This window comes from Cloacibacillus evryensis DSM 19522 (assembly GCF_000585335.1).
GTDB classification, from domain to species: domain Bacteria; phylum Synergistota; class Synergistia; order Synergistales; family Synergistaceae; genus Cloacibacillus; species Cloacibacillus evryensis.
The window spans coordinates 720433-732614 of sequence record NZ_KK073872.1; the positions used below are offsets into that span (position 1 = coordinate 720433).

Here is a 12182-nt window from a genome sequence, read left to right on the forward strand (position 1 = left end):
ATAAGGCCTCTCCGTAGATTCTGCTGTTATTACTTGCTTTTTTTTGCCAGATCAAGTAATTCCTGCCCGCCTTTGACGGATTTTGCGAATTCTTTGTACACGCCCGCCGTGGCCGCGGAAAAAGCTTTCTTTTGTTCCGGAGTGATATCGTTCACCTTCATGCCGTTTTTCTTCAGGGCTTCAATCATTTCCTTATCCTGCTGTTCGGATATCTTTCGCTGTTCCGTTCTGTATATTATAGCCGCGTCTGACAGGACTTTCTGGTGCTCTTTGGAAAGGCCGTTAAACCACGCGTCATTCACGAGAAGAGCTGTAGCCGCATAGACGTGTCCGGAGAGTGAGCAGTACTTTTGTACCTCGTAAAACTTAGATGTGTAAATAAGAGGTATCGGGTTTTCCTCGGCGTCTACCGTTTTCTGCTGAAGGGCTGTGTAAAGTTCGCCAAAACTCATCGGCGTCGGGTTTGCGCCCAGCGCTTTGAAAGTGGCCATGTGGATGGGGTTCTCCATAGTGCGGATCTTCAGCCCTTTGAGATCTGCCGGTTTTGTCACTGGCCCCCTGTTGTTCGTTATCATGCGGAAGCCGTTTTCCGCGTACGCCAGGTTTTTAATGCCCAGAGGCGGCAGTAAATCGTTGAGTTTGCTTCCCAGTTCTCCGTCAAGGGCACGGTAAACTTCTTGCCTGCTGTTGAAAAGAAATGGCAGGTCAAATACCTGAAAACGCGGATCAAAACCGGAAAGTACTGCCACAGCCGGTATCGTCATGTGTATCGTTCCCAATCCGACCGCCTCGATAACCTGACGGTCTCCTCCCAACTGCCCGTTGGGGTATAGTTCGACTATTATTGCGCCATTAGTATGTTTCTCAACGTAGGGCTTGAAGAATTTGACTGCCGCTACATGGGTCGATTGCGCCTCCGGCACGACGTAGGCCAGTTTCATCTTTGTCACAGCGAATGCCTGTGGGGAGAATGACGTGATTGCCGCCGCGATGACAGCCAGGACTAAAAATTTCTTCATTGGTAAAGTTCCTCCTTTAGTAATGTTTTTGTACAGTACGACTCTATGTAAAAACAAAGAGCTTTTTATTTTTTGTATCCAAACACTAGATCAAGAAGCATTATTTTATCTTAGAACTTTAACGTAAATAAATAATATCATATCTTATCCTAAACGCAAGTATTTTGGATACTAAAAATAAAAAAATATTTAATCGATTTCATAATAATATATTGGCAAAAACAGGATTTTAAGATATTATTTGTTTTGGATACAAAGTCCTGTTATTTTCTGATAATATTTTTATATATTTTATTAATAAATATAAATATATTTATAAGGTATACAATGAAAATATATCTATATAGGGGTGATGTCAGTGAGAACGGCAGTTCTTATCAAACAAGTACCGGATTCAGACGAAATCAAAATGGACCCTGAAAAGGGAACGATGATTCGCGAAGGAGCGGGAAATATTGTAAACCCGCTTGATCTCAACGCCCTCGAAACGGCTCTGTCCCTGCGCGGCGAACTGGGGGGCAGCGTGACGGTCGTCTCGATGGGACCGCCTCAGGCGGACATTGCGCTCCGTGAAACGCTGGCGCTCGGGGCTGATAAGGCCTGCCTTCTTTCGGATCGCTTTTTTGCCGGGGCCGACAGCTGGGCTACTTCGCTTACGCTTGCCAAAGCGCTTGAAAAATTGGGCCCGTTCGACCTTATCATTGCAGGAGAAAAGGCGACGGATGGGGAGACAGGGCAGGTCGGTCCTGAGGTCGCGGCGATAATGGACCTGCCATGTTCCACCTATGTCAGTTCCGTTGTATGCGATGGGAAATGTGCCGTCGTTAGACGCACGGTCGAAGGTGGGATTGAGACGCAGCGAATAAAACTTCCATGCCTCTTAACCGTGCTCAATGATATAAACGAACCGTCTATGCCGACGTTGAGAGGCAAAAAGAGCGCCAGGCGCGCCTCGGTAGATACGCTTAATGCGGCTGATCTAAGGTTATCAAAGGAGGAAGCGGGGCTTGTCGGCTCTCCGACGAGGGTGGTCAAGATAAGCCATCCTAAAATATCACGTAAGACTGAATTTTACAGCGGCAGGGAGCTTGAGCGTGGTTTTGAGCGTGTGCTTGAAATATTGCGCGAGCTTGCAGTACTTTAGGGGGGATTGAGGATGCGTAGGGATGCGGTAAATGTCAGCGGTATAATGGTATGCGGGGAGGTCCGCCGCGGTACGATACATTCCGTTACTATGGAACTGACGGGCAAGGCAAGGGAGCTCGCCGATAAAAAAAATGCGAAGGTTTCATGCCTCCTTTTCTCCCGGGATCTCAATGATGATCCGGCTCTGCTCTTCCGTTTCGGAGCCGACCGTGTGATCGTGGTTCGTCACGATTTGCTGAAATATTTCAACCAAGAGATCGTGGCCAAGCTGTTGGCATATATTATCAAGATATATCTTCCGGAAATAGTGTTGGCGCCTGCTACCACGGCCGGCCGTACCTATCTTCCGGCAGTCGCTGCCATGGTCCATACGGGGTTGACGGCTGACTGCACCGGACTGGATATTGACGAAGAAAACGGCCTTTTGCTGCAGACCAGGCCGGCGATCGGCGGCAACGTAATGGCCACGATAAAAACCCCTGACCATGTGCCGCAGATGTCGACAGTTCGTCCCAAAACTTTTCGTATCCCTGCACAGGAAGAACGGTGCGGCGAGGTCGTATATCCCGACATCCCTGCAGAAATTTTTAAAAGCCGGATCGAAGTGCTCTCGGCGGAATACAGCGGCGGCGAAGAGGCGGACATACAGGACAAAGAAGTCGTTATTTCAGGCGGCAGGGGGCTGAAACGTCCTGAAAATTTCGCTCTTATTCGTGCGCTTGCGGAGTTGCTTGACGGTGGGGTCGGCGCTTCTCGCCCCACGGTGGAGGCTAAATGGATATCTTATCCTCATCAGGTCGGCCTCTCCGGCAAGGTCGTCGCGCCAAAATTTTATCTGGCGGCTGGCATCTCAGGCGCGGTCCAGCACCTTGCCGGCATGCAGACGGCACAGAAGATCGTCGCCGTCAACAAAGACCCGGACGCGCCGATTTTTAGGGTCGCGGATATCGCCCTCTGCGGCGATCTTACGGATATTTTGCCGAGGCTTGCAGGGCGTATAAGGGAGGAGGCTAGATAATTATGGAGGCGAATTTTTCTTATTCTCCGGTCACGGATAATACGGTCGCTGATTTGATCGCAATTTTCGGCAGGTCGGGAGTGTCGGTAGATCGGGAAAAAATAGAGGCATATTCAAAAGACGAAGTAGCGCCGCATCTGTGGGAGAAGAAATACGAAGCGGAAGTCGTCTGCTTTGCCGAGACTGCGGAGCAGATATCACGGCTTATGGAATACGCAAACGAATATCGGATTCCCGTGACACCGCGCGGCGCGGGGACAGGCCTCTCCGGCGGAGCGGTCCCCGCATATAAAGGAATAGAATTGTCGTTGGAGCGTATGAACAGGATACTTGAATTCGACGCGGAGAATCTTACGATGACGGTAGAGCCAGGCGTTATTACCTCTGATATAAACAAAGCGGCGCTGGACAACCACCTGATGTACGCCGGTGACCCGTGCAGCGGCGACGCCTCCTTTATCGGCGGCAACGTAGCGGAAAATGCCGGGGGCAATAAGGTCGTTAAGTACGGCCCTACGGGCAGTCATGTATTAGGCATGGAAGTGGTGCTGCCGGATGGGGCCGTCTCCTGGTTCGGCGGCAAGCGGCGAAAGGATGTAACGGGCTATGACTTTGTTCATTTGATGGTTGGCTCTGAGGGCACACTTGGAATCGTGACGAAGATAATACTCAAACTTTTGCCCTGCCCCTCATTTATTGTGGACTTACTGGTACCTTTTGCCGATGTTGGAAGCGCGATAAAAGCGGTGCCGGCCGTCATGACGGAGGGGAAGTGCGTGCCTAGTTCCATTGAATTCATTGATAAACAATCGATGGTGCTCACAGAAGAATATCTTCAGACGAAATTTCCGTTTTCGCGTGAGGCCGGCGCTCATTTGATATTGCAATATGAGGGAAATGACAGGGAGCACCTTGCCGATGAGATTGAGAAGGTAGGTGATATATGTTTGAAACAGGGGGCGCTGGAAGTATTTGTCGCGGATAACAGAACCACAAAAGATAAATTGTGGAAGGGGCGTAAAAGCGTTGCGGAAGCGGTATGGGCGCACGCTCCAATTCAGATAGCCAATGAGGACGTCGTCATTCCTACCAGCCGCGCGGCCGATTTTATGAAGGAGCTGGAGAATCTATGCCGTGGCGCGGGAATCAAGTATGCCGCTTATGGTCATCTTGGAGACGGCAATATGCATGTGACCTTATATCTGGAGAGGGAAGAGAGGGAATGGCGCGAAATTATTGAAGCCGCCAGGCGGAGGCTTTACGCTGTTGTCATAAAATTTGGCGGCACGCTCACCGGGGAACATGGCGTCGGGCTGAAGCGTGTGGAATACGTCCCTCTTTTTATCGATAGGGCGCAGATAGAATTGATTCGCAGGGTAAAACTTGCTTTTGACCCAAATAACATACTAAATCCCGGTAAGATGGTACCCTGGGAATAACGCTCGGAACCAGGATATTTTCCGCGGAGCTTCACCTTTTTAAACGCGGCAGAGAATTGTTGATTCATGTCGGTGTCTGACGTGACGACGATTTTCTGCCTCTTTTTTGTCTTTTTGCGATGGCAGTTTTCGCAGCTTGTCGCCCAACAGAGAAGTCCGCCATGATTAGGCGCATCGTTGATAGATATCAGACATAAATAGTCGTTAATTTTTAAAAAACAACAAAAATTTACAAAATCTTCCAATTAACGCAAATAATTTGAAAATTTATCAGCGTGATGAAATATACCTTGACATTTATGTTATGAGGGAATATAGTGAGATTGTAAAATTGAACGGTACGAAAGTAAGGGAATTTGGTTAAAATCCAAAGCGGCCCCGCCACTGTTACCATGACGAAATCGCGAGATCACTGGGCTTATGCCTGGGAAGATGCGAGAGTAGGATGACTGGAAGCCAGGAGACCTGTTCGTACCGCAGGGGAATGAATCTGCGCGGGCGGATGCTGTTTCGTGAGCCATTGCTTTTGATGTGATGGACATGTGATGTTGTCTGCGTGGGGTCGTTTTTGCGGGCGGCATTTTTTTTGTCTTCCCGGTGTTGGGACATGTGTATTGAAACTTGACAAATAAATAATTTTACATATAAAAGTAATGATATGTAGTTTACCGGAGTATATTTAAGGCTAATTAGGAGAATATAACGCAAAAGTTGCCGTCAGGGCGATTTAGTCTCCCGGATGTCCTGAAAATAAGACTATGTGCTGATTTTAAAGAATTTAACTGTTAGTTTCGAAAATATATACAAAATGGCATGAAAGGATGAGTATTTTGATCAAACTGATCGAAAAGGGCGCGTATCTGCTGAATGGAACGGTGCTGGTGGAGGATATCGAAAAGAAGGGGCTTCCCGCCGTCAATGAGGAGGTCCGCGCCGCGGGGTTCAAGCCGCTAGGGTGGCTGCCGGAGGATAAGGTAAAGGACTCGCGCGGTACGATAGCGGCCGGCATCATCGCGGCGCATAACGCCGCCGGCACGGAGGATAATTATAAGATCCGCTTCGACAGCCTGGCCTCGCATGACATCACTTACGTAGGGATCATCCAGACCGCCATCGCGAGCGGTATGAAAGAGTTCCCCGTTCCCTATGTGATGACGAACTGCCATAATTCCCTCTGCGCCGTCGGCGGCACGATCAACGAGGACGACCATCTCTTTGGCCTCTCCGCCGCGAAAAAGTTTGGCGGCGAGTTCGTTCCTCCCCATCTTGCCGTCATACATTCGTATGTCCGCGAGATGATGTCGGGCTGCGGCCGGATGATCCTCGGCTCGGACAGCCACACGCGCTACGGCGCGCTGGGAACGATGGGCGTCGGCGAGGGCGGCCCCGAGCTTGTGAAGCAGTTAGTCGGGCGTACCTATGATTTCCCGCGCGCGGATGTCGTCGCCGTCTATCTCACCGGAGCGCCGCGCCCCGGGGTCGGACCGCAGGACGTCGCGCTGGCGATCATCGGCGCGGTATTCAAGAACGGTTTTGTGAAGAATAAGGTGATGGAATTCGTCGGCCCCGGTATCGCGAATCTCCCCGTGGAGTTCCGCAGCGGCATCGACGTGATGACGACCGAGACCGCCTGCTGGACCTCCGTCTGGGCGACCGACGACAAGGTCAAAGCCTATTACGAGAACCACAAGCGGCCGGAGGCCTTTAAAAAACTTGCGCCGTCCGATGTTGCCTGGTACGATGCCGCGATCATAGTCGAGCTTGACAAGATCAAACCCATGATCGCGCTTCCCTTCCACCCAAGCAATATCTTTACAATAGATGAATTGAACGAGAATCCACGCGATATTTTCCGGCAGGTCGAGAAAGACGCGCTGAGCAAGATCGAGACGCCTGGGCTCAGCCTTAACCTTGTCGAGAAGGTGTCGGACGATGGTTGCGTCCACGTTGATCAAGGCATCATCGCGGGCTGCTCGGGCGGTGTTTTTGACAATATTATCGCCGCGGCGCAGATACTGAAGGGCAAAGATGTCGGCTGCGGCGAGTTTTCACTGAGCGTCTACCCGGGAAGCCAGCCCGCCATGCTCGCGCTCGTCAAAAACGGCGCGATCAGCGACCTGATGGAGGCCGGCGCGGTGGTCAAGACCGCTTTCTGCGGGCCATGCTTCGGCGCGGGCGATACCCCGGCGAACCACGGTTTCAGTATCCGGCATACGACGAGAAACTTCCCGAACCGCGAGGGCTCAAAGCCCGGCGACGGACAGCTTGCCTCTGTCGCGCTGATGGACGCGCGTTCGATAGCGGCGACGGCGGCGAACGGCGGCGTCCTTACGTCGGCGGAAAAGTACGGCGACCTCCTGCACGAGACGGAATACAGCTTTGACAGCGGGGTATATGAAAAGAAGGTCTACCACGGCTTCGGCAAGGCCGACGCGAGCGCGGAGCTGATATATGGCCCGAACATCCGCCCGTGGCCGAAGGTCTATCCGCTCGCGGAGAATCTGATGCTCAAGATCGCCTCCGTCATCACCGATCCCGTGACGACGACGGACGAGCTCATCCCCTCGGGCGAGACCTCGTCGCTGCGCTCCAACCCGATCAAGCTCGCGCAGTTCGCGCTTTCGCGCAAGGACCCGAAGTATGTTGGCCGGGCTCACGAGGCGCAGGCGCTGGAGGACGAGCGCAGGGAGGCCGCGGAGAACAAGGCGGAGCTTTCCGCGGCGGCAAAGTCGGTGCTTGCGCACGCGAGCGAATCCGACATCAGTAAGATCGCGCTGGGCAGCTGCATCTTCGCCGTGAAGCCGGGAGACGGCTCGGCGCGCGAGCAGGCGGCCTCGTCGCAGAAGGTGCTAGGAGGGCAGGCCAATTTCGCGGAAGAATACGCGACGAAGCGCTACCGCAGCAACCTCATCAACTGGGGGATGATCCCCTTCATCGTCGACCCTGCCGACAGGGATAAGTTCAAGCCCGGCGAGTGGCTCTGCCTCCCCGGAATACGCCGGGCCGTCAGGGACGGCAAAGAAGAGACGGCGGCTTGGATAATCTCGGAGGACGGGCATGAAAAATCGATAACGGTGAAGATGCCGGGACTTGCGCCCGAAGACAGGGAGATCCTGCTGGCCGGCTGCCTGATGAATTATTACGCGGAACAGAACGCAAAAGGCTAAAGAACTAATATAAAGTCAAAAAGGAGAAATATGCAATGGCAAAGATCCAAATGAAGACCCCCCTTGTCGAGATGGACGGGGACGAAATGACGCGCATTCTCTGGAAGCAGATCAAGGATACTCTGATCCTGCCCTTCGTCGACCTCAAGACGGAGTATTATGACCTCGGACTGAAGCACCGCGACGAGACCGACGATAAAATAACGGTCGAATCCGCCGAGGCGACCAAGAAATACGGCGTTGCCGTAAAGTGCGCCACGATCACCCCCAACGCCCAGAGGGTCGAGGAATACAGCCTCAAGAAGCAGTGGAAGAGCCCCAACGGGACGATCAGGGCCATCCTTGACGGCACCGTCTTCCGCGCGCCGATCATGGTCAAAGGCGTCAGCCCGACGGTGCGGACGTGGAAGAAGCCACTTACGATCGCGCGTCACGCCTACGGCGACATTTATAAAGATGTGGAGATGAACATCCCCTGCGCGGGAACGCTGAAAATGACCTTCGAGCCCTCCGACGGGGACGCCGCGAAGCGTCAGGAAGAGGTCGTCTTTGAATACAAAGGCCCCGGCGTCGCGATGGCGATGCACAATCTGGAAAAGTCCATCTCCAGCTTTGCGCGCGCCTGCTTCAAATACGCGCTCGACACGAAACAGGACCTCTGGTTCTCGACGAAGGACACGATCTCCAAGAAGTACGACCAGACTTTCAAGCTCATCTTTGAGGATGTCTTTGAGAAGGAGTTCAAAGCCGGTTTCGAGAAGGAGGGGATCACTTACTTCTACACGCTGATCGACGACGCCGTGGCGCGCGTCATCCGCTCCGAGGGCGGTTTCATCTGGGCCTGCAAAAACTATGACGGAGACGTGATGTCCGATATGGTGGCGACGGCCTTCGGAAGCCTCGCGATGATGACCTCCGTGCTCGTCTCTCCCGACGGCGTTTACGAGTATGAGGCGGCTCACGGCACCGTCACGCGCCACTACTATCAGCACCTTGAAGGGAAAGCGACCTCGACGAACCCGATGGCGACGATCTTCGCCTGGAGCGGCGCGCTGCGCAAGCGCGGCGAGCTGGACGGGATAGACGAACTCGTGAAGTTCGCGGACAAGCTTGAAAAGGCTTCGATCGAAACGATAGAATCGGGGCAGATGACGAAGGACCTTTACGCGATAGCGGAAATTCCGAACAAAAAATCGCTGACGTCGGCGGAATTTCTTGACGCGATAGCGAAAAAACTTTAAAACGGAACGGGCGTGCGAATACGTTTTCGCACGCCGTCTTTATTGGAAAGGTGGAAGGATAATGACACTTCTTCATACGGCGGCCGCCGGGACGCTGGAGTCGTCGGACTGCTATGTCACAGTCTCCCCGGACGAAACATTTAAGCTGAAATACAGCGGCGCTAACAGCGAGATTTTCGCCAAGCGCACGGAAAGGCTTGTAAAAAGCGTTCTTGATGAAAATAACATTGCCTGCGCGAATGTGACGATAGAGGACCGCGGCGCGATCGAGATAACGATCAAGGCGCGCCTGGAAACGGCGCTGGAGCGTGCTTCGACGCCGGAACATCCCGATCCGTCCGCGCAGGGAGCGGACGCTGATGCCGAGTGCGGCAGCGCCGTTCTCGCATCATGGTGGAAATCAGTCACACGCGAGGAGGGAAAGAGATGAAGGCCAGCCGTTCGATGTTATACATCCCGGGAGACGCTCCCGGAATGATCCAGCACGCGCCGATCTTCGGCGCCGACAGCGTGCTGCTGGACCTCGAAGACGCGGTCGCCCTTACGGAAAAGGACGGCGCGCGCAGGATGGTCGCCCGTTTCCTTAAAGATTTTGATTTCAAAGATCTTTTTGTAACGGTGCGTATCAACGCCGCGGACACCGAGTTTTTTGAGGACGACCTTAAAGAGATAATCCCCTGTGCCCCGGAGGCCGTGAGGCTTCCCAAATGCAACGGCCCCGAGGATGTCGTCTCCGCCGATAAAAGGATAAGCGCGATCGAGGAGCGCTGCGGCATGAGGCACGGCGCGGTCAAAATACACGCGATGATAGAGACGGCGCTGGGGCTGGAGAAGGCTTTCGACACAGCCTCCGCCTCGCCGCGCGTCACGGCGTTGACCATCGGCGGACAGGACTTTACCGCCGACATGGGAGTGCGTAAGACGAAAGAGGGGCGCGAGCTCTTCTACGCGAGATGCAGGGTGGCGGCCGCGGCGCACGCCGCCGGCGTCGACTCATACGATACGGTCTGGGCCGACCTTCAGGACAACGAGGGGCTCCTGCGCGAGACGAAGGAGATCGTCGGCCTGGGCTTCACGGGCAAAGCCTGCATCCATCCGAGCCAGGTCAGCGTGATACACAAGGCATTCATGCCCGAGGAAAAAGAACTGCGTAAGGCGATGCGCGTCGTCGAAGCGGCGGAAAAGGCGAAGCGCGAGGGCAAGGGCGTCATCGCGGTCGACGGCAAGATGGTAGACGCTCCCGTTATCGCCCGCTCCGCCCATCTGCTGGAACTGGCCGAACTCTACGGCTTTGACAGGGAGGCGCTTTAAGATGAAAACAGCAGTAAACTCACTCGGAAGAACAGTCCCGCTCGAAGTCCCCGGCGTGGGGGCTTTCGCGCCATATTCGACGCCCTTCGGCAGAATATCTTCGCTCGCCGGCCTTTATACAAAACCGCGCACGATCCGCGCGGCGATGCCCTGCCGCGACAAACGCGCCGCCTCTCTGCGCGCCGCGATCGAAAAATCGGGCCTCACCGACGGCATGACCATCTCCTTCCACCACCACCTCCGCAACGGAGACGCCGTCATACCCATGGTCCTAGCAGAACTCGAGGCGATGGGCTTCAAAAACCTCACCTTCGCCCCCAGCTCCATACCCGACTCCCACGACTGCGTCGCCGACTACATAAAAAGCGGACTCATCGGCAGACTCTACACCTCCGGCGTTCGCGGCAAACTGGGCAAACTCCTCTCCAGCGGCGAAGTAGACATCCCCGTCATCATCAGAAGCCACGGCGGCCGCGCCCGCGCCGTCGAAGAGGGCTCCATCAAAATAGACGTCGCCTTCCTCGCCGCCCCCGCCTGCGACTGCCTCGGCAACATCAACGGCACAGAAGGCCCCTCCGCCTGCGGCTCCCTCGGCTACGCGATAACCGACGCGAAAAACGCCGCCCACGTCATAGCCGTAACCGACAACCTCGTCCAATACCCCCTCTCGCCGAAAATCTCCATCCCGCAATACCTCGTCGACCAGGTAGTAGTAGTCGGCAGCATCGGAGACCCGGCGAAAATAGCCACCGGGGCGGCGCGCATCACGCGCAGCCCCGTAGACCTCCGCATCGCGCAGGACTCCTTCCGGCTCATGAAAGCCGCCGGCATCGTCGAACCCGGCTTCTCCTTCCAGATGGGAGTCGGCGGAGCGAGCCTAGCCGCCGCCGTCTACCTTGAAGAATACATGGCGGACAAACAAATAACGGGCAGCTTCGGCCTCGGTGGAGTGGGGGGCTACATGGCGTCCATGCACGACAAAGGCATGTTCAGGACAGTATTCGACGTTCAGTCCTTCGACGCGGCGGTGACAAAATCCATGATATCCAACCCGAGCCACATAGAAATAGACGCCTCCTGGTACGCGAACCCCTTCAACGCGGGAGCGCTCGTCAACAACCTCGACTGCGTAATCCTCGCGGCGCTCGAAGTCGACACAGACTTCAACGTCAACGTCCTAACCGGCAACGACGGAGTGTTGCGCGGAGCCTCCGGAGGGCACCAGGACACGGCGGCGGGAGCGAAACTCTCGATAATAGTCTGCCCCTCCTTCCGCGGCGGAGTTCCGTCCGTCAAAGACCGGGTGACGACGATAACCACGCCTGGCGAGACAGTGGACGCGATCGTGACAGAGCGAGGGATCTGCGTCAACCCGCGCCGCGCGGAACTTCTGGAAGCGGCCCTCAAAGCGAAACTGCCGGTAACGGAAATAACGGAACTCAAAAAAGAGGTTGAAAAACTGACGGGAGTGCCGGAGCCGATAGAATTCGACTACGGCAAACTGCTTGCCGCCGTGGAATACCGCGACGGAACTCTGATCGACGGAGTATACGCGGCGAAGTAGAGCTGATCGCGGAGAATAAACGCCTGCTGTCTAGAACCCGCGCCGGCGTCTATTCTCCGCTTTTGTTATAGTTTTGTACTGTCATTGTTTTTCTGCCCCTCTGTATTAGCGGCGCCTTTCTTAAAATTTGAATTTTGTAAAAGCATTTTTATCGAACATCGCAATAAGTAGTTTGTGCGATTTTATATGAAAAGTATCTCTAACTTGTTTATATTTTTCCAGTTATGAGATATTATGTAGAACGCTATACGGCGGTGGTTCGAGTATTTGTTTCAGC

At 54.3% G+C, this 12182-nt stretch carries 9 protein-coding genes and 1 riboswitch; of the genes, 8 read left to right on the forward strand and 1 reads right to left on the reverse strand.

Features of this window, described 5'->3' with window-relative positions:
* Positions 1–29: 29 nt before the first annotated feature.
* Positions 30–1019, reverse strand: a complete 990-nt coding sequence (locus CLOEV_RS03120; protein ID WP_034441871.1) for a TRAP transporter substrate-binding protein — start codon at positions 1017–1019, stop codon at positions 30–32.
* 409 nt (positions 1020–1428) lie between these two features.
* Between CLOEV_RS03120 and CLOEV_RS03125 the strand changes: the two genes are divergently transcribed.
* The 8 genes from CLOEV_RS03125 to citF all read left to right on the forward strand — a co-directional run bounded on the left by CLOEV_RS03125 (position 1429) and on the right by citF (position 11905).
* A complete protein-coding gene (locus CLOEV_RS03125) occupies positions 1429–2163 on the forward strand; it encodes an electron transfer flavoprotein subunit beta/FixA family protein (RefSeq protein WP_245591099.1) in 735 nt (244 codons plus the stop codon).
* 12 nt (positions 2164–2175) lie between these two features.
* A complete protein-coding gene (locus CLOEV_RS03130) occupies positions 2176–3183 on the forward strand; it encodes an electron transfer flavoprotein subunit alpha/FixB family protein (RefSeq protein ID WP_034441873.1) in 1008 nt (335 codons plus the stop codon).
* A 2-nt stretch (positions 3184–3185) separates the two neighbouring features.
* Complete coding sequence (locus CLOEV_RS03135; protein WP_034441875.1) at positions 3186–4622, forward strand: FAD-binding oxidoreductase; 1437 nt, start codon at positions 3186–3188, stop codon at positions 4620–4622.
* 327 nt (positions 4623–4949) lie between these two features.
* Positions 4950–5107, forward strand: a riboswitch (cobalamin riboswitch).
* Between the two features lie 336 nt (positions 5108–5443).
* Entirely contained in the window at positions 5444–7789 is a 2346-nt protein-coding gene (locus CLOEV_RS03140) for a hydratase (RefSeq protein ID WP_232196871.1), read from the forward strand.
* 35 nt (positions 7790–7824) lie between these two features.
* On the forward strand, positions 7825–9030 hold the full coding sequence (locus CLOEV_RS03145) for an NADP-dependent isocitrate dehydrogenase (protein WP_008710369.1): 1206 nt from the start codon (positions 7825–7827) through the stop codon (positions 9028–9030).
* Between the two features lie 61 nt (positions 9031–9091).
* Complete coding sequence (citD, locus tag CLOEV_RS03150; protein WP_008710370.1) at positions 9092–9460, forward strand: citrate lyase acyl carrier protein; 369 nt, start codon at positions 9092–9094, stop codon at positions 9458–9460.
* A complete protein-coding gene (locus CLOEV_RS03155; RefSeq protein ID WP_008710371.1) occupies positions 9457–10341 on the forward strand; it encodes an HpcH/HpaI aldolase/citrate lyase family protein in 885 nt (294 codons plus the stop codon). The genes citD and CLOEV_RS03155 overlap by 4 nt, the downstream gene beginning before the upstream one ends.
* 1 nt (position 10342) lies before the next feature.
* Entirely contained in the window at positions 10343–11905 is a 1563-nt protein-coding gene (citF, locus tag CLOEV_RS03160; protein ID WP_034441877.1) for a citrate lyase subunit alpha, read from the forward strand.
* Positions 11906–12182: the final 277 nt, after the last annotated feature.

Excerpts from the sequence above, each read along its gene's own strand:
- CLOEV_RS03120 (WP_034441871.1), bottom strand. The coding sequence starts at position 1,019 with ATGAAGAAATTTTTAGTCCTGGCTGTCATCGCGGCGGCAATCACGTCA.
- CLOEV_RS03125 (WP_245591099.1), top strand. The coding sequence starts at position 1,429 with ATGGACCCTGAAAAGGGAACGATGATTCGCGAAGGAGCGGGAAATATT.
- CLOEV_RS03130 (WP_034441873.1), top strand. The coding sequence starts at position 2,176 with ATGCGTAGGGATGCGGTAAATGTCAGCGGTATAATGGTATGCGGGGAG.
- CLOEV_RS03135 (WP_034441875.1), top strand. The coding sequence starts at position 3,186 with ATGGAGGCGAATTTTTCTTATTCTCCGGTCACGGATAATACGGTCGCT.
- CLOEV_RS03140 (WP_232196871.1), top strand. The coding sequence starts at position 5,444 with ATGAGTATTTTGATCAAACTGATCGAAAAGGGCGCGTATCTGCTGAAT.
- CLOEV_RS03145 (WP_008710369.1), top strand. The coding sequence starts at position 7,825 with ATGGCAAAGATCCAAATGAAGACCCCCCTTGTCGAGATGGACGGGGAC.
- citD (WP_008710370.1), top strand. The coding sequence starts at position 9,092 with ATGACACTTCTTCATACGGCGGCCGCCGGGACGCTGGAGTCGTCGGAC.
- CLOEV_RS03155 (WP_008710371.1), top strand. The coding sequence starts at position 9,457 with ATGAAGGCCAGCCGTTCGATGTTATACATCCCGGGAGACGCTCCCGGA.
- citF (WP_034441877.1), top strand. The coding sequence starts at position 10,343 with ATGAAAACAGCAGTAAACTCACTCGGAAGAACAGTCCCGCTCGAAGTC.